28 protein-coding genes, 1 pseudogene and 1 riboswitch are annotated in these 26,666 nt (G+C 33.7%); of the genes and pseudogenes, 19 read left to right on the top strand and 10 right to left on the bottom strand.

Translation table 11 applies throughout. The features are described from left to right. Positions 1–60 precede the first annotated feature (60 nt). From ACSVC9_RS10110 to ACSVC9_RS10090, 5 genes are all read left to right on the top strand, one after another. A complete protein-coding gene (locus tag ACSVC9_RS10110) occupies positions 61–705 on the top strand; it encodes a VanZ family protein (RefSeq protein WP_446897368.1) in 645 nt (214 codons plus the stop codon). A gap of 171 nt (positions 706–876) precedes the next feature. Next, positions 877–1,401: an RNA polymerase sigma factor gene (locus ACSVC9_RS10105; protein ID WP_446897367.1), complete on the top strand. Its 525-nt coding sequence runs from the start codon at positions 877–879 to the stop codon at positions 1,399–1,401. Continuing rightward, positions 1,394–2,164, top strand: a complete 771-nt coding sequence (locus ACSVC9_RS10100; protein WP_446897366.1) for a hypothetical protein — start codon at positions 1,394–1,396, stop codon at positions 2,162–2,164. The genes ACSVC9_RS10105 and ACSVC9_RS10100 overlap by 8 nt, the downstream gene beginning before the upstream one ends. Positions 2,165–2,196: 32 nt before the next feature. Beyond that, complete coding sequence (locus ACSVC9_RS10095) at positions 2,197–3,084, top strand: ABC transporter ATP-binding protein (RefSeq protein WP_446899842.1); 888 nt, start codon at positions 2,197–2,199, stop codon at positions 3,082–3,084. A gap of 1 nt (position 3,085) precedes the next feature. Next, on the top strand, positions 3,086–4,315 hold the full coding sequence (locus tag ACSVC9_RS10090; protein WP_446897365.1) for an ABC transporter permease subunit: 1,230 nt from the start codon (positions 3,086–3,088) through the stop codon (positions 4,313–4,315). 99 nt (positions 4,316–4,414) lie between these two features. On the opposite strand, the gene ACSVC9_RS10085 is transcribed toward ACSVC9_RS10090, so the two are convergent. Next, positions 4,415–5,620: a multidrug efflux MFS transporter gene (locus tag ACSVC9_RS10085; protein WP_446897364.1), complete on the bottom strand. Its 1,206-nt coding sequence runs from the start codon at positions 5,618–5,620 to the stop codon at positions 4,415–4,417. A gap of 148 nt (positions 5,621–5,768) precedes the next feature. Here ACSVC9_RS10085 and ACSVC9_RS10080 point away from each other — a divergent pair, with 148 nt between their 5' ends. The 3 genes from ACSVC9_RS10080 (at position 5,769) to ACSVC9_RS10070 (ending at position 8,349) form a co-directional block, all read left to right on the top strand. Continuing rightward, on the top strand, positions 5,769–6,332 hold the full coding sequence (locus tag ACSVC9_RS10080) for a TetR/AcrR family transcriptional regulator (RefSeq protein ID WP_446897363.1): 564 nt from the start codon (positions 5,769–5,771) through the stop codon (positions 6,330–6,332). A gap of 73 nt (positions 6,333–6,405) precedes the next feature. Continuing rightward, the gene (locus ACSVC9_RS10075) at positions 6,406–7,101 is read left to right on the top strand and encodes a response regulator transcription factor (protein WP_446897362.1); all 696 of its coding nucleotides are present in this window, start codon (positions 6,406–6,408) and stop codon (positions 7,099–7,101) included. A gap of 6 nt (positions 7,102–7,107) precedes the next feature. Next, positions 7,108–8,349 (top strand): ATP-binding protein, encoded by a 1,242-nt coding sequence (locus ACSVC9_RS10070; protein WP_446897361.1) that lies wholly within the window; start codon positions 7,108–7,110, stop codon positions 8,347–8,349. 16 nt (positions 8,350–8,365) lie between these two features. Here the strand turns inward: ACSVC9_RS10070 and ACSVC9_RS10065 are convergent, their stop codons facing one another. The 5 genes and pseudogenes from ACSVC9_RS10065 to ACSVC9_RS10045 all read right to left on the bottom strand — a co-directional run bounded on the left by ACSVC9_RS10065 (position 8,366) and on the right by ACSVC9_RS10045 (position 11,260). Next, positions 8,366–8,602 carry a hypothetical protein gene (locus tag ACSVC9_RS10065; RefSeq protein ID WP_446897360.1) on the bottom strand — a complete coding sequence of 79 codons (237 nt, stop codon included), beginning with the start codon at positions 8,600–8,602 and terminating at the stop codon, positions 8,366–8,368. Between the two features lie 21 nt (positions 8,603–8,623). Further along, positions 8,624–8,671 (bottom strand): annotated as a pseudogene (locus ACSVC9_RS10060) (hypothetical protein); the annotation flags it as partial. A gap of 5 nt (positions 8,672–8,676) precedes the next feature. Then, positions 8,677–9,423 (bottom strand): HD-GYP domain-containing protein, encoded by a 747-nt coding sequence (locus tag ACSVC9_RS10055; RefSeq protein WP_446897359.1) that lies wholly within the window; start codon positions 9,421–9,423, stop codon positions 8,677–8,679. A gap of 166 nt (positions 9,424–9,589) precedes the next feature. Further along, positions 9,590–10,948 carry a DUF711 family protein gene (locus tag ACSVC9_RS10050; RefSeq protein ID WP_446897358.1) on the bottom strand — a complete coding sequence of 453 codons (1,359 nt, stop codon included), beginning with the start codon at positions 10,946–10,948 and terminating at the stop codon, positions 9,590–9,592. Positions 10,949–10,990: 42 nt separating this feature from the next. Further along, a complete protein-coding gene (locus tag ACSVC9_RS10045; RefSeq protein ID WP_446897357.1) occupies positions 10,991–11,260 on the bottom strand; it encodes an ACT domain-containing protein in 270 nt (89 codons plus the stop codon). Positions 11,261–11,367: 107 nt separating this feature from the next. Next, a riboswitch (glycine riboswitch) is annotated at positions 11,368–11,463 on the bottom strand. A gap of 206 nt (positions 11,464–11,669) precedes the next feature. Between ACSVC9_RS10045 and ymfI the strand changes: the two genes are divergently transcribed. After that, entirely contained in the window at positions 11,670–12,413 is a 744-nt protein-coding gene (gene ymfI / locus ACSVC9_RS10040; protein WP_446897356.1) for an elongation factor P 5-aminopentanone reductase, read from the top strand. Between the two features lie 118 nt (positions 12,414–12,531). Continuing rightward, positions 12,532–13,371 (top strand): response regulator, encoded by an 840-nt coding sequence (locus ACSVC9_RS10035; protein ID WP_446897355.1) that lies wholly within the window; start codon positions 12,532–12,534, stop codon positions 13,369–13,371. 35 nt (positions 13,372–13,406) lie between these two features. Here the strand turns inward: ACSVC9_RS10035 and ACSVC9_RS10030 are convergent, their stop codons facing one another. From ACSVC9_RS10030 to ACSVC9_RS10020, 3 genes are all read right to left on the bottom strand, one after another. After that, positions 13,407–14,645: an SH3 domain-containing protein gene (locus tag ACSVC9_RS10030; protein WP_446897354.1), complete on the bottom strand. Its 1,239-nt coding sequence runs from the start codon at positions 14,643–14,645 to the stop codon at positions 13,407–13,409. Between the two features lie 303 nt (positions 14,646–14,948). Further along, positions 14,949–15,995, bottom strand: coding sequence for a type I glyceraldehyde-3-phosphate dehydrogenase (gene gap / locus ACSVC9_RS10025; protein WP_446897353.1), 1,047 nt, complete (start codon positions 15,993–15,995; stop codon positions 14,949–14,951). Between the two features lie 353 nt (positions 15,996–16,348). Next, positions 16,349–18,370 carry a methyl-accepting chemotaxis protein gene (locus tag ACSVC9_RS10020; RefSeq protein WP_446897352.1) on the bottom strand — a complete coding sequence of 674 codons (2,022 nt, stop codon included), beginning with the start codon at positions 18,368–18,370 and terminating at the stop codon, positions 16,349–16,351. Positions 18,371–18,589: 219 nt separating this feature from the next. Between ACSVC9_RS10020 and ACSVC9_RS10015 the strand changes: the two genes are divergently transcribed. Further along, positions 18,590–19,117, top strand: coding sequence for a cysteine hydrolase family protein (locus tag ACSVC9_RS10015; RefSeq protein ID WP_446897351.1), 528 nt, complete (start codon positions 18,590–18,592; stop codon positions 19,115–19,117). 49 nt (positions 19,118–19,166) lie between these two features. Here the strand turns inward: ACSVC9_RS10015 and ACSVC9_RS10010 are convergent, their stop codons facing one another. Beyond that, the gene (locus ACSVC9_RS10010) at positions 19,167–19,868 is read right to left on the bottom strand and encodes a CAP domain-containing protein (protein WP_446897350.1); all 702 of its coding nucleotides are present in this window, start codon (positions 19,866–19,868) and stop codon (positions 19,167–19,169) included. Positions 19,869–20,202: 334 nt separating this feature from the next. On the opposite strand from ACSVC9_RS10010, the gene ACSVC9_RS10005 reads away from it, so the two are divergent. The 8 genes from ACSVC9_RS10005 to ACSVC9_RS09970 all read left to right on the top strand — a co-directional run bounded on the left by ACSVC9_RS10005 (position 20,203) and on the right by ACSVC9_RS09970 (position 26,661). After that, positions 20,203–20,985 (top strand): hypothetical protein, encoded by a 783-nt coding sequence (locus ACSVC9_RS10005; RefSeq protein ID WP_446897349.1) that lies wholly within the window; start codon positions 20,203–20,205, stop codon positions 20,983–20,985. A gap of 98 nt (positions 20,986–21,083) precedes the next feature. Further along, the gene (locus ACSVC9_RS10000) at positions 21,084–21,566 is read left to right on the top strand and encodes a ferritin family protein (RefSeq protein WP_446897348.1); all 483 of its coding nucleotides are present in this window, start codon (positions 21,084–21,086) and stop codon (positions 21,564–21,566) included. A gap of 123 nt (positions 21,567–21,689) precedes the next feature. Then, positions 21,690–21,998, top strand: coding sequence for a 2Fe-2S ferredoxin (locus ACSVC9_RS09995; RefSeq protein WP_446897347.1), 309 nt, complete (start codon positions 21,690–21,692; stop codon positions 21,996–21,998). A 135-nt stretch (positions 21,999–22,133) separates the two neighbouring features. Next, entirely contained in the window at positions 22,134–22,907 is a 774-nt protein-coding gene (locus ACSVC9_RS09990; RefSeq protein WP_446897346.1) for an alpha/beta hydrolase, read from the top strand. 20 nt (positions 22,908–22,927) lie between these two features. Further along, entirely contained in the window at positions 22,928–23,920 is a 993-nt protein-coding gene (locus tag ACSVC9_RS09985) for an NADH:flavin oxidoreductase (protein ID WP_446897345.1), read from the top strand. Between the two features lie 30 nt (positions 23,921–23,950). Continuing rightward, the gene (locus tag ACSVC9_RS09980; protein WP_446897344.1) at positions 23,951–25,063 is read left to right on the top strand and encodes a DUF362 domain-containing protein; all 1,113 of its coding nucleotides are present in this window, start codon (positions 23,951–23,953) and stop codon (positions 25,061–25,063) included. 27 nt (positions 25,064–25,090) lie between these two features. Continuing rightward, positions 25,091–26,206: a THUMP domain-containing class I SAM-dependent RNA methyltransferase gene (locus tag ACSVC9_RS09975; protein WP_446897343.1), complete on the top strand. Its 1,116-nt coding sequence runs from the start codon at positions 25,091–25,093 to the stop codon at positions 26,204–26,206. A gap of 38 nt (positions 26,207–26,244) precedes the next feature. Beyond that, positions 26,245–26,661, top strand: a complete 417-nt coding sequence (locus ACSVC9_RS09970; protein WP_446897342.1) for a GNAT family N-acetyltransferase — start codon at positions 26,245–26,247, stop codon at positions 26,659–26,661. The last annotated feature ends 5 nt before the right edge of the window (positions 26,662–26,666 follow it).

Here is a 26,666-nt window from a genome sequence, read left to right as displayed (position 1 = left end):
TCAAAATCGTTATATATAATGTGGGGTTAAAAAATTATATTGATTGGAGATGAAAATATTATGTTTATTACGGTTATTAAGGTTTTATCTTATGAGTACTTGTGTCTGATATTTTTTTGTGCCATATTTCAAATAATTATGGCTGCAGAAGAAAGTAAAAATGGACACAGGTATAGCTGGAAGCATTTTATATGGGTTTATATTTTTTTCATATACCTGATGCTTGTATTTATTTGTACTGGAGCCGGAAATATTCATGAGTTTACAAGGTATATCGAAATGCCAGTGACAAATGTTCGGCTGACTGAATTTAATTTAACACCTTTTAGTCCTGCTTCTGGAGGAATCATGACCCATGTGGCAAACAGCATAATGTTCATGCCTTTTGGTTTTCTTCTGCCATTTATCTGGAGACAATTCAGATCATGTTTGAAAGTGACATATACGGGGCTGCTTTTTTCGCTGGCAATTGAATTAAGTCAGCTTTTGAATATGCGTGCTACTGATATAGATGATTTGATAATGAATACTCTGGGGGCATTTTTGGGGTGGACGATTTTCTATTTATTCAAAAATGAGAATAGAAAATCAATCGATAGCTTCAATAAGACAAAGCTGTCTTTCCCAGCACGTCATGAAGTCTGTTTTTATCTTATACTTTCATTTACAGGTATGTTTTTGTTGTATAACCCATTCTTGTTTTGAGTTTGACGTTGATTTCAAATCAATAAATATATGATGACATCGTACTATTCAAGAGATACTACGATGTCTTTATGTTTGGCTTTAATATTGACAGTTTTTAAATCATTTTGATGTTTATAAACGTTATATAATATAGAAAAGGTTTTTGCAGGTCGTTTAGGAGGATACAGAATGATTCACAAGGGCAGGGTACTACAAAAAATTAAAAATGAAGATATGGCTTATATGGATGAATTAATTGCCCTTTATTATAAGGATATATTTCGATACTGTCTATGGCATACACCAAATCGACAGACAGCAGAGGACGCCGCCCAGGAAACATTTTTAAAAGTGGCACGTTATTTTAAAAAGTATGTACACAGTGGAAAATTTAAAGCTTATATCTATAAAATAGCTTCCAATGTATGCACAGATATCTGGAGAAAAAAGAGAACGGAACCTCTGCCACAAGACCTGTCCTATATGGAGAAGGGGTTTGCAGAGGCGGAGGCTGATCTGGACTTGAAGGATCTAGTGCAGAAACTTCCTGAAAAACATAGGGAAATTGTACTGCTGCGTTTTGCCCAGGATTTATCCTTGAGGGAAATTGCAGAGATAGAAAATATTCCACTTCGGACGGTACAGTCCCGACTGAGATCAGCACTGAAGAAAATTGAAAGAAATATCAAGAAAGGAGAAGGTGCTCATGAATAAAAGATTATGTCTGGATTTAAAAAAAGCTCTGAATATATCTGCTGTATATCATGAGGAACAGCTTGAGAAAACTATCAGCTTGGCAAATAGTGAATATCAAAAGCGCAGGTCAAGAGAGAGAATTGGCTATCTGGAATTTTTACTTCGTCAGCTCCCGTTTATTGGACGGAGAATTTGGCTATTTCAGGGATCAATATTGATTTTTATGTGTCTGCTGGTCACTACAATTTTTCAGGAGGACTTCAAGTATATTGCAACCCGCCATATGCCAGATCTGCTTTGTCTGTTTGCAATTTTCACAACTATGACCGGCCTTCCATTTTTATACAGATCTTATAAATACAAGATGCAGGAAGTGGAGGCAGCTGCATTTATGTCAATGCACGGATTATTGGCAGGAAGACTCATTGTGATTGGTCTTGGTGACGGTATTTTCCTTATGGCTGTTTCTCTTGTAACATTTAGTGAAGTAAATATTTCCACTGTTTTAGTAATTTTTTATCTGCTGCTGCCTTTTCTGGTGTCTTGCTGTGGATGCATTTTCATTCTCTGGAGTAGCTGCAGTCAGTATAATATGTTTGCCTGTGAAATTTTTTGCTTTTTTATATTACTGCTGCAGTCCCTGTTTCACACATTGTTACCCCAGGCTTATTACCAGGCAGCTTTAACCGGGTGGATTGTGCTCAGTGCCTTTTTTGCAGCAGTTCTTGCTTTTCAGATATATAAGTTAATAGTGAAATCCAATAGGATCTGTATTTGTTAAAATATACAAAATCAATCAAGGGAGTGATAAAAATAGAACTTGAAATATGTAATTTGACCAAGCAGTATAAAGATAAAACTGCTGTTGACAATGTGAGCTTGAATATATCACCTGGTGTATGGGGACTTCTTGGTGCAAATGGTGCAGGAAAGACCAGCCTGATAAAGATGCTGGTAGGCATTACCGCCCCGACTTCAGGAAAGATATTGTATGATGGAATTGAAATTGGAGTGCTAAAGGGAGCTTACCGTGACATTTTGGGCTATTTGCCCCAGGATTTTGGTTTCTACCCTGAATTTACAGTGATTGATTACCTGAAATATGTTGCAGCTCTGAAAGGTCTTACCAAAAACCATACAAAAACTAAAATAGATGAACTGCTCCAAGTTCTTACTCTCACTGAAGTGAGAAAAAAGAAAATCTCTAAACTCTCCGGAGGTATGAAAAGACGTGTAGGTATTGCACAGGCACTTTTAAATGATCCAGAGGTGATGATCCTGGATGAACCAACCAGCGGCCTTGATCCGGGAGAGCGTGTGAAATTCCGTAAATTTATTTCTGAATTTTCCAGAGATCGAATTGTACTTGTTTCTACCCATATTGTCTCCGATGTGGAATACATTGCAACCTGCAATGCCATCATGAAAGATGGAAAAATCATTTCAGAAGGAACTACTGATGAACTTGTGAAAACTGTTGAAGGCAGAGTATGGGAGAGCATAATACCACCTGAACAGCTCATCTGTTATGAGAGAACTGTCCGTATTGTAAATATATTAAACGAAAAAGATGGAAATCTTTCCATAAGGTACTTGTCGGATACTCCAGATATACCTGATTCAAAGCAGGCTGCACCAAGGCTGGAAGATCTGTATCTATGGCTGTTTCCACAACAGGAAATGGGAAAGGAGAAAATTTGACATGAATATTTTTTATTTGGAATTGAAGAGGGTATTGAAAACCCGTTCCACCTGGATTTTGCTGCTGGCGTCCATTCTAATTTCTGGAGCCTTGGCCTATTTTCCCATATCCTTTGTAAATTGCAGTTATGTAAATGAGAATGGAAACAGTGTCACGGTTTCAGGAATAAAAGCCGTACAGCTTATGAAGAAGATTACAGTTCAAGGGGATATTACACCGGATAAAATAAAAAAGGCAGTTAAAAATTATCAGGAGGTTGCAAAGAAGTACGGAAGTATTTATAAGTTCGATGTTCCCCAGGAAATTCATGATAAAAAAATACTTCCATTTCAACATATAATAAATAGCCTGGAAAGTGTCTATGCAGATCCACAGACCAAGGCACCTGCGGATTTAAGCAAGATTTCTCCCCGAGAAGCGGCACAGAATTTCTATAAAAAATACGCCTGGCAGATAAAAAATAGAGTTATTCAGCCTTCTTCACAGAAACAGGCTCTTGCCATCTATGAAAAAGTGGATAAGCCCTTCAAATTCACCTATGGTTTTGGCAGCAGCGATGCGGGGAGCTACCTCATCATCTTGATCTTCCTGCTGGTGTTCCTGTGTACATTTATCACTGCACCAATATTTTCCACGGAATATCAGACAGGATCGGATAATATACTCAGATGTACCAAATACGGCAGGACAAAGCTTGCTGTATTCAGGATAATTTCTGCTGTCCTTATCTGTGGCATAACCTTTGCAGTATGTATTTCCAGCTTCCTTTTGGTTGAAAACAGTGTATTCGGGTGGGACAGTTTAAAAACTTCAATTCAAAGTGTGGGAGCCATCTGCTTTCCTGCCATAAATGTAGGTCAATTTGAGATGATCACTGCAGCTGCAGGCCTTCTTACACTTATTGCCACTGTCAGCTTTACGCTGTTTCTGTCTGCAAACTGCAGAAACACAATGAATTCGATGATATTGGCTATTGTATTCTGCCTGTTGCCTCTCATAATTTCCTCCATTTCAGGAAGTAATGTAATGAACTGGCTGAGGGTTATTCTGCCTTCAGGAGGGACAGGAATGGGAAACAGTTTCGGGGTTAATTTGACAGAACTTAATTTTCTCAGCTTGGGATCCCACAGCTTCTGGTCACCCTATGTAATGATTACCGCATCGGCTGCTGCTGTTCCTTTGTTTCTAATTCTTACAGTTTTATCCTATTGCAGGCATGAATCCGTTTAAGCTGAGCAAAAGGTTCAGGTGGAGAAAGGCAGTCCTTATGAGTAACTCCATCTAAACTTAAGGATTATCTGATTTTTAATTATATCTGGTGGTATAATGTTAATTTCGTAGACTATAATTAAAACTAAGTTTTTTATACACCTTGAAATAAACCCATACTGCATTTATTAAAAGTAACGTACCTGTAATAATAAATACATATCTTATACCTAAATAAGCAGATATCTGTCCTCCTAAAATTGAACCTCCAAATACTCCTAAATATTGTGCTGAGATATTAAATCCAAAAATTCTACCTGTAAGAAAATCTGGAGTGATTTTTTTGATTAATACATTTACAGAAGGGTTAAGTCCACCCATTACCAGTCCCAATAAAAATCTGAGGCCCATAAGCTGCCATGGGCTTTTTACAATTGCTTGTGGTATAAAAATCAATCCTGCTGCTATAAGAGCTGTCAGTATAATTTTCTGAGTACCAATTTTATCTGAAAGTTTTCCCAGTTGTGGAGCTGCGATTATGTTTGCAAAACCTGAAGCTGAAAATGTTATCCCGGCAATCAATGCAACGTGATTTGAATTATGTAATAGTTGAGTGACATATACAGTTATAATTGGCTCGGCAGAGTATAATGCCATTGTTAACATGAAAGTTGTAATAAACATTACAATAGTCAAGTCTTTATCTGGTATACTGTTCCATACCTCTTTAATATTTAGTGCCTTCTTATTTTGATATGTGAAAGATTCTTTTACAAATAAGGCTGTTATGATAAATGCAATTAAGAGTAAAGCACCTGTTATGAAAAATACATTCTTCAATCCAAAATTTTCTTCTATAAAACCGCCAATTACCGGTCCGAGTAAAGAACCTGAAATACTTGAGGTTGAAAGTGTACCTAAAGCCCACCCAGCATGTTCGTTATCCGTTTGGGTTGCAATCAATGTAGTACAGGCGGTGCTATAGCCTGTTATAACACCCTGAAGCAATCTCAATCCTATCAGCTCATATACGTTATGTGCAAAGCCAATGCTTCCTATAACTATTGACATACCAAGACTTGCACGAAGAAGCATTGGTTTTCTCCCAAATTTATCAGCAGCATGACCCCAAATTGGTGAAAAAATAGCTGAAATTATAAATGTGGCACCAAATGCAATTCCTGAAAATTGTTCAATTAAAGAAGTCTCGGAGATACCCATGTGTCTTATATATAAAGGCAATACGGGAGCAATTTGACTCATTCCTATGCTTGTCACAAACATTCCAAACCAACAAACCATTAAATTCTTTTTCCATAATTTCATATAACTCTTGACCTTTCTTTATTGCTATTAAATATAATTATAAATTATAATTTATAATTTATCAAATAATAATATAGTTTAAAAGTTGATAAGCGTGAATTGTAATGTTAAACTATGTTTATAGATAAATGTAAGGAGAGATATATTCATGCAAAAAAGGAACCTGACTGCTGAAAAAATAATTAAGGCTGCTTTTACACTAGCTGAGGAAATTGGCCTTGATAAAGTTACCTTTCAGAAGATTGCAGACAGACTGTATATAAAATATCCGTCTTTATATAATTATTTTAATAACATGGATGCTCTTAAAACAGAGATGACAGTATATGTTATTCGTATATTAAATTTTAAATTGATGCAGGGACTTGTAGGTAAAAGTGGAGAGGACGCAATCAGGCAATTTGCTCGTATTTATCGAAATTTTGCTTTTGAAAACAGAGAGGCTTATAAACTTTTCATGAATATTCCCAGTACGAAAGATGAGAAAATAAATAGTATGGCACGAGAAACCATGAGCATTATTCGAAGTATTCTGAATTTTTATATAGATAATAAGGTGATTTTGGTTCATAAAAGCCGCGAATTGAGGAGCATTTTGCATGGATTTGTATCATTAACTTTTCTTGGATACTTTCAGCATAAACCTGATGTGGAGGATAGTTTTGAATTTATTATAGATGATTTTATTTTTTCCATTAAAAAAGGCAGATAATCAAATCTTAATTGATATCATCAGCCTGGAAATGGTAAAATTGTATTTATTATTGATAGTGAGGTAGAGTCCAATGTATAAATTGTTGTTGGTGGAAGATGACAGCGCCCTTGCAACCGGGATAGAATTTACTTTAAATGATGAGGGCTATAAAGTTTTTAAAGTGTCTACGGTTAAGGATACAAAGGAAATTATGAAAGATGAAGAATTTCATCTCGTAATTTTGGACATAAATCTGCCTGATGGAAGTGGATATGATCTGTGTAAATACATAAGAAGTAGAAGTGATGTCCCAATAGTGTTTTTAACCGCCCTTGATGAGGAGGTAAACATTGTGCTTGGTCTTGAAATAGGTGGAGATGACTACATAACTAAACCTTTTGGAGTGAGAGAACTTTTGTCCAGAATAAAGGCTATAATAAGGAGAAACTATAAGAAGGAATCTTCAGGTAGCAGATTTCAAAGCGGGAATATAACAGTTGATACTACAAATGCCATGGTTAAAAAAGGTGACAAAAAATTAGTGCTTACAGCACAAGAGTATAAGCTGCTTCTCATATTTTTAAATAGCCCTGGAATTCTCATGAAGAGGGATGAGATATTGAATAGGCTTATTGAGGGTGAAAAATCCTTTTTTGATGAAAATACACTGTCAGTTTATATAAGAAGAATGAGAGAAAAAATAGAAGATAATCCTAGAAACCCAGAGTATATAGTAACTCAGAGAGGATTCGGATATATGTGGAACAAAAGTGTCATTAAGGAGTAGATATATATGAAAAGATATTTTATTAATCCAGAGCTTAAAATGAGCTCTGTAGTTCTTTTATCTTTAAATGTTATATTCTTTATTGTTATGATTTTAACTATGAAAATGTATTATTATAACTTAAAAAGGGATTACATAAAGACTTTCGGGGCTGTTGTCACGAAAGTGGGCAAAAATGACCCCAAAATTATAAAAGAAATAATGCCGGCTATTACAACTAAAACAGATGATAAGGATGAAATATACGGAGAGCAGATACTGGGACAGTATGGTTTAACTGAAGATCTGGAAAATGGACTTTTCCCATATATTAATAAATCATATATAAAGTATAATTTTTTTGTATTTATAGAGATTTTTACTGTAACCGTTATATTGTTCATTCTAAATTATATTCAGCATGGATATTTTTATGAGAGAATAAGAAGACTGAATATTGGTGCAAGAAAAATAATAGATGGTGATTATGATATATCTATGGCAGAGGATAGAGAAGGAGATTTTTCAAAGCTTTCAATCTCATTTAATTCCATGAAAGAAATAATAAGAAACAATCTAAGTGAGCTTAAAAAGGAAAAGCAATTTTTGGTTGAACTGCTGTCAGATATATCCCATCAGCTAAAAACACCTCTTTCCTCCATGATAGTTTATAATGACATTCTTTTAAATAAACAGGTCTCAAAAGAACAATCGAATGTTTTTTTAATTAACAGCAGAAATCAATTGTATAGGATGAATTGGCTTATTAAAAGCATATTGAGACTTGCAAGACTTGATGCTAGGGCAATTCAATTTAATATGGAATCACAGAGCTTAAATGAAACTGTGATGTATTCACTTGAGGCACTTGATGAAAAAATAAAAAGTGCAAAAATAAAAATTAATTTAAGTCAGGAAAGTGAAATTGTATTTCCACATGACAGGGAATGGATTTGCGAAGCGTTTATCAATATTATTAAGAATTGTGTCGAACATGTAGCAGAGGGAGGAAATATAGATATAAATATTATTGAAAATCCAATATATAGACGAATTATAATATCAGATGACGGGGAAGGTATATCAACAGAAGATTTACCTAATATATTTAAGAGATTTTACAGAGCCAGGACCTCCAAAAATAAAGAATCAATAGGAATAGGTCTGGCACTGGCAAAATCCATAATAGAATCACATCATGGAATTATTAGTGCCAGCAGTAATCTAGGAGAGGGAAGTACATTCACCATTACATTTTTAAAATATTAGGTGTAAAATCTTTATATCAAATAACTAAACTTTTGATATAAAGATTTTTTTCTTTTCTTAGATCAAGGAATCCATTGCTGTCAAGTAACAGGGGATTTGTTAAATCATTGATATTGACTTGAATGACTTTATAGGATTGCTCGTTATTTAAGAGAACTTTTTCCCCAATATAATAGTCTATTATATGATTTAAGAATATAGTTGAATATTGACAATCCAATTTACCAAGGCTTTCATTCTGAATTACTTTCAATGCCTCAAAAGGACCGCTTATATTTTTATAATATCTATTTGAGTTTACTTCATCAAATAGATCAGCAATAGCTATTATTTTAGCAAATTTATGTATTTTATCATCTTTAATGCCAAGAGGATATCCAGAGAGCCATCCATTCTTTCATGATGCATCAATATTCCATAAGCTACGGAGTTGCTCAAGTATGGAATTTTTTTAACGAGATTGTATCCTATGGTTGTATGTTTTTTAAAGATGTCATACTCTTCAGAAGTAAGATTATATCCTTTTGACAGTATATGTTTATCCAATTTGATTTTACCAAAGTCATGCAATACTGCAGAATAGGTCAATAGATTTATCTCATTTTCATCGAGATCTATCCATTTGCCTAGTATACTGCTAATAGCAGCTACATTAATGCTGTGCCTGTAGATAGTATCATTCCCACTACCATAAAATACTATGTTTCTAATAACCATCCCGGTTGAATTGAATTCTTCCTGTATTTTTTTTGCAAATTGTCTTATTTCATCTATTTCAGGAACCTTAAGATTCGATATTGTGTAAAACATGTCTTCCAAGTTTATTGATAACTCATTGAATGTATCTTGAAGTTCCTGCACAGTTTCAATTTTGAGAATCAAAGGTTGGAAATCATCCTCAAGGTAAACTTCTACTTCATTTACAATATAGTTCTTTTTTAATCTATCTATTATGGATTTTGTGATTGAGATATCTTTAGCCAACAGCACCTTGTTTTGAAAGGTAATATTGGAAGCAGATACCATTCCCGGTTTCAATTCATTAATTCTTAATAATTTTTTCTTTAATGGCATATATTTCACCCCATGATAATTAAGTTAGCAATATATAACAACTAGTGTATTATCGTTGATTTTTTCTATATCTAAATACATTTTATATCAAAATTTTGTATTAAAAGGATAGAAATTAAAAAAACTGCAGTAAAATACACTGAATTTAACTGCAGTTTATAACAGGCTAATTTTTAAAACTATGAATTGGAGCGGGAATTATACCGCCTCTATCTATGAAAGCCTGACTGGAAAATTTACTTACAGGCATTATGGGAGCCTTACCGAGAAGTCCGCCAAAATTAGCTTCATCCCCAATGGATTTCCCATAAACAGGGATTACTCTTACGGCGGTTGTCTTGTTGTTTATCATTCCGATAGCCGCTTCATCGGCAATTATGGCAGATATAGTAGCTTCAGGTGTATCTCCTGGGATTCCTATCATATCAAGACCCACAGAACATACGCAGGTCATTGCCTCTAGTTTTTCAAGGTTCAATGAACCTGCATTTACAGCACTTATCATTCCCTCATCCTCGCTTACAGGTATAAAGGCACCACTTAAACCGCCAACCTGGGAAGCTGCCATTATACCTCCCTTTTTAACTGCATCATTTAAAAGGGCAAGTGCTGCAGTTGTTCCAGGACATCCACAGCTTTCTAAACCTAGTTCTTCCAGAACCCTTGCTACACTGTCACCTACAGCAGGTGTTGGTGCAAGGGACAGATCAACTATTCCAAAAGGTATATTCAACCTTTTGGAAGCTTCTCCAGCTACCAGCTGGCCCATTCTGGTTATTTTAAATGCCGTCTTTTTTATAGTTTCAGCAACTACATTGAAATTCTCACCTTTTATTTCTTCAAGTGCACATTTGACAACGCCAGGGCCACTTACCCCTACATTGATTATTGCCTCGGCCTCACCTACACCGTGAAAGGCACCTGCCATAAAAGGATTGTCTTCAACTGCATTTGCAAATATTACAAGCTTGGCACATCCTATACTTTCATTTTCCCTTGTGAGATAGGCAGCTTTTTTTACTATGGTTCCCATATGCTTTACTGCATCCATGTTTATCCCGGCTTTTGTACTTCCCACATTTACGGATGAACACACTTTTTCAGTAACAGCAAGGGCTTCAGGTATGGAATCTATAAGAATTTTGTCGCCTTTTGAATAGCCTTTATGTACAAGGGCTGAGAAACCTCCTATAAAATCAATACCAAGGGTTTTAGTAGCTTTATCAAGAGTTTTTGCAAATTCTACGTAATCAGAATCTGAACTTGCCTGGGCAATAAATGAAATAGGTGTAATGGAAACTCTTTTATGTATTATAGGTATTCCATATTCTGTTTCTATGTCATTGGCAGTCTTAACCAGATTTTCAGCATATTTGGTTATTTTGTCATATATTTTAGCTCTGCATTTTTTACCATCACTGTCTATACAGTCCAGTAAAGATATGCCCATAGTAATTGTTCGTATATCAAGATTTTCTTTTTCGATCATGTTTATTGTTTCAATTATATTTTTAGAATTAATCATTAAAACACCCTCTATATAATAATTTAATATTGTAGATGATACTTATATCTCATGCATGGATGTGAATATATCCTCCCGCTGTATTTTAATTGAAACTTTTATTTCATCAGCTTTCTGTGTAAGGATATCTTTTAATGAATTAAAGCTAACTTTCATCATGGATATGTCTACAAGCATTATCATTGTGAAGTAACCTTTTATCAGTGTCTGATTTATGTCCAGAATATTTATGTTGTTTTCAGATAATATTGAGGTTATTTCATGTATTATTCCAACTTTGTCCTTTCCAAGTACAGTTATAAAAGCCTTCATTTTTACCGCTCCCTTTTTATATTGATATATCATTTGAAGAAAAATAAAAGAGACTAAATGACTAGTCTCTGGAAAATCAACTTTGAATGGGAATCAAGATTCATCCCAATAAAATCCCTGTCCTTTTACCTGAGAGTTTCACCAGAATCAATTCCAGCTTTCCCCTTCGGCGCCCCAAATAGAGTCTCTCCAGAGGTACGTCAGATAATAGTCTTTATAAATTCAATTATCTTCATCCGATATTAAAATTATAGAAAGAATTATAACATATTGTTAAAATCAACGCAAATAAAAAACCTCTGCAAAAAATATATAATTGATAATAGTGAAATATTTAAAATTCAAAATAATTTAGTGTATAATAATACAAGAAAGTATTTATTATTAAATATAGGGAGTGTATTCTTAATTGGAGAATTTGTGCGGTAAAGTAGCAGTAGTGACAGGGGCATCGAAGGGTATAGGAAAATCTATAGCTGTTGAACTTGCTAGATGTGGCGCTAATATCGTTGTAAATTACAAGAATAGCAAAGCTGAAGCAGAGGATACTGTAAGTAGAATAAAGAATTATGGAGCTGCAGCTGTAGCAATTCAATGTGATGTCAGTATATATGAAAATGTAAAAAAGTTGATGGAGTATACGGTTAAATACATGGGAAAAATTGATATACTTGTAAACAATGCAGGGATATCATACATAGGGCTTTTTGTAGACATGCAGGAAGAACAGTGGAATAAAATGATAGATATTGATTTGAAAGGGGTATTTAATTGTACACATTGTGCATTAAAGTACATGATTCCAAGAAAAGATGGGAATATAGTAAACATATCATCTATATGGGGTAATGTAGGTGCTTCCTGTGAGACTGTATATTCAGCTGCCAAAGGGGCAGTAAATTCATTTACTAAATCCATTGCAAAGGAAATGGCTCCGTCAAATATAAGAATAAATGCAGTAGCACCGGGAGTCATTGATACACGCATGAATGACTGGCTCAGTAAAGAGGAAAAAGATGACCTGATGTGTGAGATACCGGTAGGTAGATTTGGGAAAACCGAAGATATAAGCAGAATTGTAGCTTTTCTATGCAGTGAATCTTCTAAATATGTAACAGGTCAGGTTATAACTGTGGATGGAGGAATGCTTTGATACATATAAAATTTATTTTTTATATGTATTAAAATGTGTATTAAAAATTAGGAAGATTGTTCGATAATTAACATATAGGTATTTACGACTACAAAAATTATTAATTAGGATGAATGGAATGATTATGGATAAAGTTATAATATTGGATGACATGGCGTATATGAGATACAGGGTTAAGGATACAGTTGAAAATATGGGGTTGGAAGTGTGTGAATCAAACAGCTCCTTTGATTTTTTTAATAAGCTTTCCGATAATAAGGAAGACATAAGTCTTATAATATTGGAAGTTGGCCTTAGCACTGAGGATGGATTTGAAATACTTAAAAAAATTAAAGCAAAAGAATTAAATATTCCTGTTATGATACTTACTAAATTAAATACGAGAAATGCATTTATAAAATGTATAAAGGAAGGTACTTCCGAGTATATTTTAAAGCCTTTCAATACTAAGATGTTGATTGAGAGAATAAGAAAGCTTGTTAAGTCCTATAAAAATGATAACGATTCTGGAGAAATAAAATATTTGAATTTTCAACAGTATATTAATAAACAGATAGAAAAGGCTAAAGTTGAAAATACTAAATTATCGGTTGCTATGTCAAGTTTAGTGAAACTGAACGTGAAAAAAACAGACGAAAAAATAGAAGTTAAGGACAGCTATCTAATTTTTATGGATATTCTCTATGAAAATTTAAGGCAATTTTTTAAAACTCCGGATTTATTTGAAAAATATGGACTTTCTACATTTATATCAGTTCTTCCAAAATGTAGTGCAAATATGGCGAAATATAGAATGAGTAAAATGGAGGCTTTATATAATAATATTAAAAGCCAGGATTCTAATTATTCACAATATCATCTTGTAAGTTCATCAGTTACTTTTCCGGAAGATGGTCTTGATAAAGATGAACTTTTGGATAAGCTGGCTGCTAAAATGAAAGATAAAATTAATGCATAAAAAAGACAAACATTAATGTTTGTCTTTTTTATGCATTAATTTTGTAATTTTATATAATCAGAATGAACATATCCACTAGTTGTTCCTACCGATACCTTATACCATAATCCGCTTGTACCTAATATAGTGACATTAGTTCCATTTGAAAGTGATGCAATTACACGTCCTGTCCATGGACTTAGCCTTAAATTTAATGATGAGGAAGGATTTTTTAAGATTACCCTACCCAATTTTTTGGAACTTGAACTGTTGCTCAAAGTTGTGTTTGACTGTGAAGTAGTTACATAACTCGATGAAACGTAACCAGTTTTTCCATTTACACTGACTTTATACCAGCTTCCGCTTGTTCCAATTATATTTAATTTAGTTGAGTTTGAAAGAGCTCCTATGATAGAACCATTAGGTGAATTTCTCAGATTCAATACTGAAGAAGCATCATTCAATTTTACATATCCAACTTTTAAGGATACTGTACTGCCGTCTCCAGAACCTTGTCCTATTGATGAGCTGAGTGCATTTCCACTTTTTATATAATCGGCATTTACATAACCATAAGTAGAATTTAACTTGATTTTATACCAATTACCAACTGTTCCAACGATTTGAACGGATTGACCGCTTCTCAAGCTGCCAATTACTCCAAAAGAAGTATTTGCCCCGCTTCTGATATTCAATGAACTTGAACTGGATACATTTACAATTCCAGACTTTACAGTTGTCTGTACAATTTGTGTGGAAGTATGTGGAGAAGATGAACTTCCTGACCCAACATATATGTATCCCTTTAAGAATATATTGCCTCTATTTTGCATCTGTGCTTTTGATAATGTTTTTACACTTCCATCATAAGCGCCTCTGATATTGAAATTGCCTTCATTTAAATATACAGTATTTCCATCTACCTGTTCTACAAAACCAACATGTCCATATCCTTTTGAGCCCCCGCTCCATACTGCAATTGAATTTGCCCTTGGCTCGGTTCCATAGGAATATATGCCATCCCTTGCATTAGCATACCACCAATCTATGGCGTTCCCGTAGAATTCTGAAGGTAGCGAAATGCCCAATTTTTCGAGAACTCTTCCATATGTAAACCAGGTACACTGCCCTGTATATCCGCATTTTGCAAAGATGTTTCCTTCACTGGTGTAAGCACTGCTGTGAGTGTTGGGTGTAATACCAGTAGCATGGACATTATCATACATGAGGGGATTGATACTCATGAGAGATGCCGAGATAAAAAAAGAAAATACCAACTTTTTAGATCTGTTCATGCTTTACCTCCTGCTATTAATAAAATTATTTTACAGATAACAACAGTATATTATCGTCGATATTAAAAAATAATTTAGTATAATTATACTAAATTTTTAAGTTATATATTTTTAAGTTATATTTTATATAAAGTGGAAATTAACATGAATTTATATAAAGATAAGATTTATAGGGGAAGAGGAATTGTATCCGTTAATACAGTAACAACTTACTGATTTATCAGTTTTGATTAAATATAGTAGGATACAATTCCGTATTATAGAAAAATTTATAATTTAGCTGAATTTAATTAAAGTTATATTCTATAATGATGCTATTTCTTTAGCACTTTCAGAATTTTTTTCCATTTTTCCCGCAATATAATTTACAAGATCTACGGTTCTACAAGAATAGGCCCATTCATTATCATACCAGGATACTATTTTTGCCATGTTGCCTGATACCATCGTTGAAAGCCCGTCTACTATAGAAGACCTATTATCTCCTTTATAATCTATTGATACTAATGGTTCATCGGAATATCCTAATATTCCTTCCATAGGTCCTTCTGCAGCTCTTTTAAAAGCTTTATTTATTTCATCTGCCGTAACGGATTTTGAAAGTTGACATACCAAATCAGTAACGGAAACTGTAGCTGTAGGTACTCTGAAGGCAAGTCCATTTAATTTTCCCTTTAAATTTGGAAGTACTTTTGCAACTGCTTTGGCTGCTCCTGTGGTAGTTGGAATTATAGATTGTCCAGCTGCCCTTGCCCTTCTTAAATCCTTATGGGTTTTATCAAGCAGTTTTTGATCATTAGTATATGAATGAACTGTGGTCATAAAGCCATTTACAATACCGAAGTTTTCATCCAAAACCTTTGCAAAAGGAGCTAGACAATTGGTTGTACAAGATGCATTTGAAATAATATTATGGGATTTTACATCAAACTCTTCTTCATTTACTCCCATAACTATACATATGTCTTCATCTTTGGCAGGAGCTGTAAGTATAACTTTTTTTGCTCCAGCTTTTATATGCTTATATAAACTTTCTCTGGTTTTAAATTTTCCTGTAGATTCTACAACTATGTCAACATTTAATTTGTCCCATGGTAAATTTTCAGGGTCACTTTCTCTAAAAATCTTTATTTCAGAATCGTTTACAAACATGGAATTTTCCCCTGCTCGTACATTTCCTTTAAACCTGCCATAACAGGAATCATATTTAAAAAGGTGCACAAGGGTTTCATTATCTGCTCTGGCATTGATTGCCACAATGTCAACAGTTTCCTTCATTCTCTCCTGGGCAATCCTTAAAACCAATCTCCCTATTCTTCCAAAACCATTAATTGCAACTTTTACAGACATTATTTTATTCCTCCCATAAAAATTTATCTATATTATCAAAATCTATCTGGTACATATATGTTACTTATATTAATAATTATAAGCTATATATGCTATAAATGCAACATATATGCTACATTATTTATATCAATAATACTCATATATGTCAAATTTATTTTTACACGGGAATACCATAGTGAACTGGTTTTTTTACCATGTATGTTCCATATTCCAGGTATTTAATCCAATTTGCTCACTTTTACAAGAAAATTATTGAATCTTATGCAATATAAAATCCCATCAGCTTTGGGAAGGTATTCCCATATGCCGATGGATATATAGGGGAAAAATCATAGGCCTGTAGGAGGGAACAACTAAATTTTAAATATCTTTACAGCATTTGATAATCCCTCTATCATTTGGTGAAGTTTCTCTATAGAATCAGCTAATTCATGCATAGCAGCAGATTGTTCTTCGGTAGAAGCAGATACCTCTTCAGATGATGCAGCTGTTTCTTCAGTAACTGCTGAAACATTTTGGATCTCATTGATAGCATCCTCTTTGCTGGAATTCATGTAGGATAGAGACTTGTTTACATTTTCAATTTTTGAAGCAATAGTCATTATGTTTGTTGATATATTTTTAAATATTGTACCAGTTTCATTAACAGCATCAGCTTGTTCTGCAACATGCTCTTTAACATTTGAAACAATTTGTACAGCATCATTTGTTTTATCCTGAATGTCAGTAATTATTTTTTCTATATTTTTTGCTGAATCTGAAGACTGTTCAGCAAGCTTTCTTACTTCTTCAGCAACTACTGCAAATCCTTTACCCGCTTCACCAGCTCTTGCAGCTTCTATAGCTGCATTTAATGCAAGTAGATTTGTCTGATCCGATATTCCGCTGATAGCTTCAGTAATAGTGCCTATGTTAGAAGAAAGCACTCTTAGCTTATCTATAATATCGTAAACTCTTTCAATAGCAGCATCATTTTGTTTAGTTTTATCTATCAGCTTTTCCATAGCTTTTTTTGAACTGATATTTACATTTACAATTTCATCGGAACTTGACTTCATATCCTTAGAATAAGAATTTAATTTGTTAATTTCATCTCCAAGTTTGGTAGTTTTTCCTACAACAACTTCGACGATTTCGGATTGATGTGACGCACCTTCTGCTATTTGTTGAACAGTTTTAGCTACGTCTTCAATCGAAAGGGATGTATTGTCTGTTGTTTCAACTATAGTGCTTACTGTGGAAGAAACTGTATCCATAGATGAATTTATATTTCCAATAAGCGATTTCATGTTTTCAGTCATTTTATTGAAACTGTTTGATAAATTGCCAAGTTCATCTTTTGAATTCAGATTTGATTTTACTGTTAAATCACCTTTTGAAGCATTTCCCATAATTTCAACCAATTCATTTATAGGTGTGGTTATCTTCCTTGAAATGGTTATTCCTATTATAATTGATAAAATAACCGCAATCAGTGTAATTATTAAAGTATTTCTCAGTAGGGCATTTACTGAAGCATTTAGTACAGATATCTTAGTGGTAGATGCAATAATCCAATTGGTACCAGGTACTACATCATAAGATTCAATCTTTGGTACACCTTTATATGTATAGTTACCTATACCTGGTGATACTTTTTCACCATTTTTTAGTTTCGAAACAACGGATTTAATTATAGAACTTTCAGATGGCTTTGCAATGGTGTTCTTTGCTGGATGTGCTAGGATCGTTCCAGTTGAATCTACAAGATACATATATTTAGAATCATCAGTTGTTGAACCATTTAAATATTTACTAAAATAATCTACATATACCGAATTAACCATTACTGAAATAACTTGTCCCTTTTCGTCTTTAACCGGAGCAGCAAATAGTACAAGTGCTCTACCATCAATTTTTGAAATTACGGTATCACTGATATTAGATTGTCCTGCAAGTGCTTTTTTGAAATAATCCCTATCTTTTACATTTACTCTTAAATTCTTCTTACTGTCTATAATATTTGTTCCATTTCTATCTGCAACAAATAAATGTTCATGAAGTTCCAATTTGTTGTACCTATCACCTACAAATTTGTTTGAAGCTTTAAGGCTTGTGTTTTTGTCAGAAAAGAAGTCATTATTAGGCTGCTTAAGCCTTAATTTGGATGTTTCAATTATTGATTTTTCAGATGACAAAAGTTCAGCCTCTTTTTGTTCACCGATTATTAAGGAATTGATTGTCTGTTTTTCCTTATTGACGTCATTAAGCAGCAGATCATTGTTTTGTGAATGTACTGTTTTAGAACTTATGAAATAGGATGTTAAATTGGTAGATAAAAGTGCGATGGATACTAAAATTGCAATAACTAAAGGTAGTTTTTTTCTTATAGACATAATCGTTCCCCCCAATTTTGATTGTTAAAACTTTTACATACGTTATTATCGAAAATTATAAAGTAACCTTTAATAGGAAATTGAGTGCTGACTTGAAAATGTATACAACACATGCCTAGAAATAGCTAAGGGTTGTGGAAAAGTATTTATATTTGGATTGATTTTAGCATATGATATAATAAAAAAGAGTATATATATATGGTAAAAGAGGTAATAATGATGAAAAAGATACTTGTTGTGGTGGATTATCAAAATGACTTTGTGAATGGGAGTCTTGGATTTGACAAAGCGGTTGAACTGGAGGATAGAATTGTAGAAAAGATTGAAAAATATAAGAAAAATGGATATGAAGTGGTTTTTACGCTTGATACTCATGATGAAGGTTATTTAAATACACAGGAGGGAAAAAATTTACCTGTAAAGCATTGTATAAAGAGTACAAAAGGTTGGAATTTATACGGAAAAGTTTATGATCTGTCTGATGATACCGTCAAAAGTTTTGAAAAGGTAACCTTTGGATCATTAGAACTAGCAGATTATTTAAGAGAAAATGAATTCCAAAGTGTTGAATTGGTAGGTGTGGTATCCAATATCTGTGTAATATCAAATGCTGTTTTGGCAAAGGCCGCACTTCCGGAAGCAGAGATCATAGTAGATACACTCTGCACTGCAAGCAATGATGAAAGTTTGAACGAAAAGGCCCTGGATGTCATGAGCGGAATGCAGATAAAAGTAATAAACAGGTAGAAAAACCGGAAATAAATAAATATTTCCGGTTTTTAAAATATGAATTTGTTTATTTCCCAGGGTTTATAAACATTTGAACCCAGTACGGAGTTCCATTTTTGTCTTTAGCAACTCCAACTCCAATTTCAGTGAAATTGGAATTCAATATATTTGCCCTGTGACCTGAGGAATTCATCCATGCATTCATTACTTCTGCAGGAGTTTTCTGGCCATAAGCGATATTTTCACCTGCAGCTGTATAGCTTATTCCAAATTTTTTCATCATGTCAAAAGGTGATCCATATGTAGGTGAAGTATGACTAAAATAGTTTTTGTCAATCATGTCTTGCGCTTTAACTGATGCTACCTTGGATAATTCAGCATTAGCTTTGAGAGGAGCAAGTCCATTTTTACTTCTTTCTGCATTAACCAATCTGATTACTTCATTTGCTTCTGCACTTATAGAAGGAGCTTGTCCACTATTTTCATTTGTCTTTGTATTGTTTCCAGGTGCTGTAGCAACCGGCGTTGTGTTGTTTTTAGACTTTGTAGGAGTGCTTGTTGTTGTATTTTTAGTAGTTGTATTTTTCAAATTAATGATTTTACAATTTTTTAATTGAGGATATTTATTTAGAATGTCTTTTAACAGAGTTTGCTGATTTACTGAAGTAGGACAAGTAGTTCCTGCGGCTTTTGCTGTATTAGGTGTAAAAGCTGGCAAAGTTCCTGCTATAACTAATGCTGCAATTATCAAATTGATTCGTTTACTCATACGAGAAACCTCCTAAAATTTTATTTGTTACAGAACAAATTTTGCTTTAATTGCAAAACTTATTTTAAAGTATAGATAATAAATATGAATATAATATCTCTATTTTGTTAATGAAATTAAAATATTTAACAGAATTTACAGAAAATTATAGAAATACAGGGTGATGCTTGTATTTAAACCTGAATTTATGCTTCAGATAAGGAAGTAATTGAACATATTAATAAAAACTGGATGCTGTAATTATATTAAATAGTTGAGCTGAATAATTAAGTCTTCATGAAATTTAACGATATAGATACTAAAATGGATTATAGAAAGTAAAGGGGATTTCAGAATGCGTATATCGAATGTAATACCTAGTGTGGCATTAAAATTGGATACGGTAATCAATAAAACTTCCGATAAAAATGCGGGTAAAGATTCCAGTAATGGTGGCATATCTATAAGTAATTCTGCAAAAAATACTTTTGGAGTACAATTTAAAAATGACAGTATACTTAATGCTCTGTTTGAACAAAAACAAAATATTATTGACAGCAAGAGCAATTTAATTGAGAGGGCTACTGAAAATGGAGGAAGTCTTGATTCAATTAGAGAACAGCTTAAAAATTTTGATGAACAGATAGAGAGCATTGATAAACAAATTGAAGAACATATGTTTAAAGAGCAGCAGAAGGCATTGGATACCTATAAAAAGAAATATAAAGTATATGATAACAATAAACCAGAGACAGATGAGGAAGTACAGAATCGACATCTCAACAATATTATTTCCACAAATACTGATATTTCCAAAATACGGGCGGTTTTATCCTTAAAAAGTAACATGAAAGGACAAATTAATATTTTAACAGAAGAAATAAAGTTTGACGAAGCACGTTCAATAACTGGGCAGAAAGCTTCATTAAAACGTGAGCAGTTATCAAAAATCAATGAAAAGATTTCTGAAATAGATGAAAAAATAGGGAAATCCTTGAAAGACATTCAAAGGAAGATAAAAGATAATAATGATCGTGAAGAATCAGAAAAAAAATCAGACAAAATTGCTTCCTATGAAGAAATTGAGAAAAGTCTAACGGAACCTTCAAAAAAATCAAGGCTAGAGACAATGGCGTAGATAGATTGTAAATTTGAAAATTGATGGTATTGATAAATGTTTTCTCAAAGTGTATTATTTAACTATATAAATTAATCACCAGAAGGGAAGGGATTATTATGGCCAGTAATAATTTTAATGCAGCTGAAATGCTTAAAGTTGCAATATTGATGGAAGATGAAGGATATAAATTTTATACCAATGGTGCAAAGTATACTACAGGTAAGACTAAACAATTTTTAATATCTGCAGCAGGTCAGGAATTTGTTCACAAGGAGAAATTTAAAAAGCTCTTTGATAAAGTATCAAGCAAAAAGGACGCTGATTCCGATTATCTTTTTGATGAAGAGGTAACTGCATATTTAAAAAATTTAATTGAGAACAAGGTATTTAATCAGAAAGAACAACCCGAGAATGCATTTGCAGATTTAAAAACTGCAGTAGAACATGCAGTCAAAACAGAAGAACTTACAATTGACGTTTATTCTCAGATGTATAAGGGAATTTCTAAAAAAGAAGTTAAGGACATGCTTTCTATTATAATAGAAGAAGAAAAAGCACATGCTGCTTATTTTTCAAAATTGCTTAAGGAAATAGTATAAATTTGATTAATTGTTTTAATATAATACCCAAATTATAATAATTTGATATTTTTTTATTGAATTTGATGACATATTATGATAAATTAACTTGTGAAGATTAAAATTATTTAGGGGGTATTGTATATGGTTAATCCAAAATATCATATTTTTGTCTGTACAAGCTGTAGAATTAATGGAAAGCAACAGGGAGTCTGTTATTCAAAAAATTCTGTGGATTTGGTAGGACAATTTATGGAGGAAATAGATGATAGAGATCTGGAGGGAGAAGTTTTAGTGACTAACACCGGGTGTTTTTCACTTTGTGATAGAGGCCCAATAGTAGTTGTATATCCAGATGGTGTATGGTATGGTGGAGTTACTTCGGATGACGTTGAAGAAATTATGGATAAACATATTGAAGGCGGAGAAATAGTAAAAAGACTTCAGATATAACGAAATAGTATATAAAAATGGCAGTGATAATAAAGTTATCCTGCTATTTTTTATGATACATTTGAAGATACTAGGTTGAAAAATATACAATATATTGGATATAATAAATTAATGATATTATTGGAGGTGTACTCGATGCAGAAGGCAGTTGAAATTGAAAATAAAGATGGATTGATGCTTAGAGGAATGCTGCATGTTCCTGATAAAATTGTAGGAAATGTTCCTATAGTCTGTATATTTCATGGTTTTACAGGAAATAAAATAGGATCCCATTTCATGTTTGTAAAATTGTCTAGAATGTTGGCTGACAGGGGAATAGCAAGTGCAAGATTCGATTTCAGTGGAAGTGGGGAAAGTGATGGAGATTTTATTGACATGACTGTTTCCGGGGAACTTGCTGATGCAAAAACTGTTCTTGAATATGTGAAATCATTGGATTTTATTGATAGAAGTAAAATAGGAGTTATAGGTCTTAGCTTGGGAGGGGCTGTTGCCGGCATGCTTGCAGGAGATTGCAGGGATGATGTCAGCTGTCTTTGTCTTTGGGCCCCGGCTGGGAATATAAAAGAAATTGTCATGGATGGAAAAAGGGAAAATGATATCAAGGAAATGCAGGAAAAAGGTTTTTGGGATGTAGAAGGTCTGACAGTTGGTACAGGCCTTTTAGAGGATCTTTGGAATATCAATATTTTAAAAAAATCATCTTTTTATAATAAAAATGTTATGATTATACATGGTGACAATGATGAGACGGTGCCATTTGAAACATCGGAAAAATACCTTGAAATTTACGGGGAAAAAGCTGTTTTGCATGATGTTAAAGGATCAGACCACACATTCAATAAAAAGGACTGGGAAGAGGAAGTGCTTGATTATACAATTGGTTTTTTAGAGGGAGAATTTAAATAAATTTAGGGGAGAAAATGATAATGTCGTATTTACTTGAACCGTTGAAATTAAATAAATTAGTTTTAAAAAATAGATTGATATTTCCACCTATGGCTACTTATAAATCCCAGCAAAATGGAATGGTAAGTGAAGAACTTTTAGATTATTATGATAAAAGATCAAAGGGTGGATATATATCCTTGATTATTATAGAACATAGTTTTATTTCGAAGCAAGGAAAAGCTAGAGAAAAACAGCTTTCTGCAGCAGACGACAATGCAGTTGAAGGCTTGAAAAAGCTTGCCGTAATTATACACAAAAATGGGAGTAAAGCAATAATGCAAATCAATCATGCGGGCAGTGCGGCGCATAAAGATATTATAGGCTGCACTCCAGTTGGACCTTCAGCTGTATCAAATCCATGCAAAGGTGATATACCAAGGGAACTTACCCATCCTGAAATTGAAAATATAGTTGAAGCATTTAAATTAGCTGCACTTCGTGTGAAAAAGGCTGGGTTTGATGGTGTAGAAATTCATTCTGCACATGGATATATTCTGAATCAATTTTTATCTCCTCTGACAAACAAGAGAACTGATGAATATGGTGGAGATATACTAGGCAGGATTAAAATTCATCTGGAAATAATTAAAGCAGTACGCCAGGTTGTAGGCGAGAATTTCCCTATATTTCTGCGCCTGGGAGCTTCTGATTATATGGAGGGTGGTACTACTATTGAGGACAGTAAAATTGCTGCTGGAGAATTTGAAAGAGCAGGTGTGGATATCCTTGATATTTCAGGTGGATTTTGCAGATATACCTTGCCAGGTGTTACTGAGCCTGGATATTTTTCGCCGCTTAGTGAAGCCATAAAGAGTGTTGTATCTATTCCAGTTATTTTAACTGGTGGTATTATAAGACCTGATGATGCCGAAAAATTGCTTTCTGAAAGAAAAGCTGATCTTATTGGTGTAGGGAGAGCCATATATAGAGATCCTAAGTGGGCTGAAAATGCTATTGAAAGTTTGAAATAATTTTAAATATATTATGTGAGGTGAAATTTAATGAAAAGTGATGTTTATTTTGCAAATTTAAGGGCAAGAAGCAAAAAACAAAACAAGGTGACTAAAATTAGAAAATTGTTCGACAGGGCAGGATTTAAAGATCTTTTAAAAAAGGGAGATCTAACTGCCATAAAAATTCATTTTGGGGAACTTGGGAGTGATGCGTATATAAACCCTATTTTTGTAAGACAGGTTGTGGATAAAATAAAGGAATCGAATGCAAAACCATTTTTAACTGATTCAAATACATTATACTCTGGAAGCAGATCAAATTCAGTCGATCATGCAAATACTGCTGCACTTCATGGGTTCAACCATTCAGTTGTAGATGCTCCTGTAATAGTAGCTGATGGATTGAAGGGCGAAAATGTAAAAGAAGTTTGGATAGACAAGAAACATTTTAAAAATACGAGAATTTCAGGTGCTATAGCAGAAGCAGACAGTATGATTGTAATGTCTCATTTTAAAGGTCATGAAATGGCGGGTTTTGGAGGTGCAATTAAGAATCTTGCCATGGGATGTGCAAATCCTGAAGGGAAAAAGGATCAGCATTCAATAAGACCAAGTGTAAATATAGAGAAGTGTGTAGGCTGTGGAAAATGTAGTGAGGTTTGTCCTAAAGAAGCTATTACCATTGAAGATAAAAAATCCTCTATAGATAAGATGAAATGTATAGGCTGTGGAGAATGTATGACAGTCTGTCCTGTAAAGGCAATTGAATCTGGAGGTGAAATGGAGTCAAGGATATTTACCGAAAAACTTACAGAATATGCCTATAGTGCTGTCAAGGGTAAGGGGGGTAAGGTTGGATATATTAATTTTGTTATAAATGTTACCCCAGATTGTGATTGTGTTCCCTGGAGTGATGCACCCATAGTGGCAGATATAGGTATACTGGCATCTAAGGATCCGGTTGCATTGGATACTGCTTGCTATGATCTTGTAAATAATGCTGTAGCGTTGAATAATACAATGCTTTGCGATAGTCATAATCATGAAGATTGCAGTGATAAATTTAAAAATCTAAGAGGTAATACTTATGGGTATGTCCAACTTAGCTATGGAGAGGAAATAGGACTTGGAACCAGGGATTACAACTTAATAGAAATTTAGCTTTGATGCAGGATATGGAGGAAAGGAATGGACTATACTTTAATTGCAACTTCAACGTTTGGACTGGAAGCGATAGTTGCAAGAGAACTTAGAGAGCTTGGATATGAAAATTTGAAAATTGAAAATGGAAGAGTCATTTTTCAAGGAGATGAAATGGACATAGTTACTTGTAACCTGTGGCTTAGGACTGCAGATAGAGTGCTAATAAGAATGGCGGAATTCAAGGCGGATAGTTTTGAGGAACTCTTCCAGGGTACACTTTCTGTGGATTGGGGGAAGTTAATGCCGGAAGATGCATTTATGCATGTAACCGGGAAATCCGTAAAGTCAAAATTACACAGTGTACCGGACTGCCAGTCCATAGTGAAAAAGGCTGTAGTTGAGTCAATGAAAAATAAATACAATCGTGAAACATTTGATGAAACTGGAGCGGAGTACAAAATAGAAGTTGGAATTTTAAAGGATATAGTTACTCTGACGGTTGATACTTCCGGTGAAGGACTTCATAAAAGAGGATATAGAAAGAATTCAGGGGAGGCACCCATCAAGGAAACACTGGCAGCAGCTCTTGTATTGTTAAGTGAGTGGGAACCATCCATAATGCTTGCAGATCCTATGTGCGGCTCAGGAACAATTGCAATTGAGGCTGCCTTGATAGGGAAAAATATTGCCCCGGGATTAAACAGAAATTTCGTTTCAGAACAATGGGATATAATCCCCAGTGATTTATGGGAGGACTTGAGAAAGTATGCCGTAAATTCCATAAATAAGAGAGAATTTAGAATTCTTGCCTCTGATATAGATGGGAGAGTGATAAGAACTGCAATGAATAATGCTGAAAAAGCAGGGGTCAAGGACTACGTAGCATTTCAGAAAATACCGGTACAGAACTTCAGCTCAAAGAAAAGGTACGGATTTATAATAAGCAATCCATCATATGGAGAAAGGCTCGGTGAACTTGAGGAAGTTGAAAAACTATATGGGGATATGGGTAGGATTTTTTCGAGGCTTGAAGGGTGGAGTTATTTTATAATAACGGCTCATGATAAATTTGAAAAATATTTTGGTAAAAAATCTAATAAAAACAGAAAACTTTATAATGGCAGATTAAAGTGCTATTATTATCAGTATTTTAACAAATGAATAAAGTTTTAATATGTTTTGTATAGGAGAGTTTTAATATGGAAATAAATAATGGAGAGTATGTATTTACTGATGATATTAGCAGGATCAACCTTAAGGATGTATGCAGGTTGTTAAGGCAATCACATTGGGCAAATGACCGCTCGGAAGAACTAATAGAAAGAACAATTGAGGGCAGTATTTGTTTTGCAGTTTATCATAATGGAGTTCAGATTGGATTTGCAAGATTTATAAGTGATTATGCAGTTTATACCCTGATTATGGATGTAATTGTTGATGAAAAATACAGGGGCAGAGGAATTGGAAAGGGATTGATTGATTTTATAATAAATTATCCAGCTATAAAGAATACAAGTAAATTTCTTTGGACAACATATGCCGGAGGATTTTATTCTAAATGTGGCTTTAAGGAAGAGAAACAATATAGTTATCTATTCAACAGACCCTATAAATAATATTG

The sequence above is a fragment of the Clostridium sp. LBM24168 genome, from assembly GCF_052953915.1.
The sequence above is the reverse complement of the archived record's forward strand: the minus strand, read 5'-3'. Positions and strand labels throughout refer to the sequence as shown.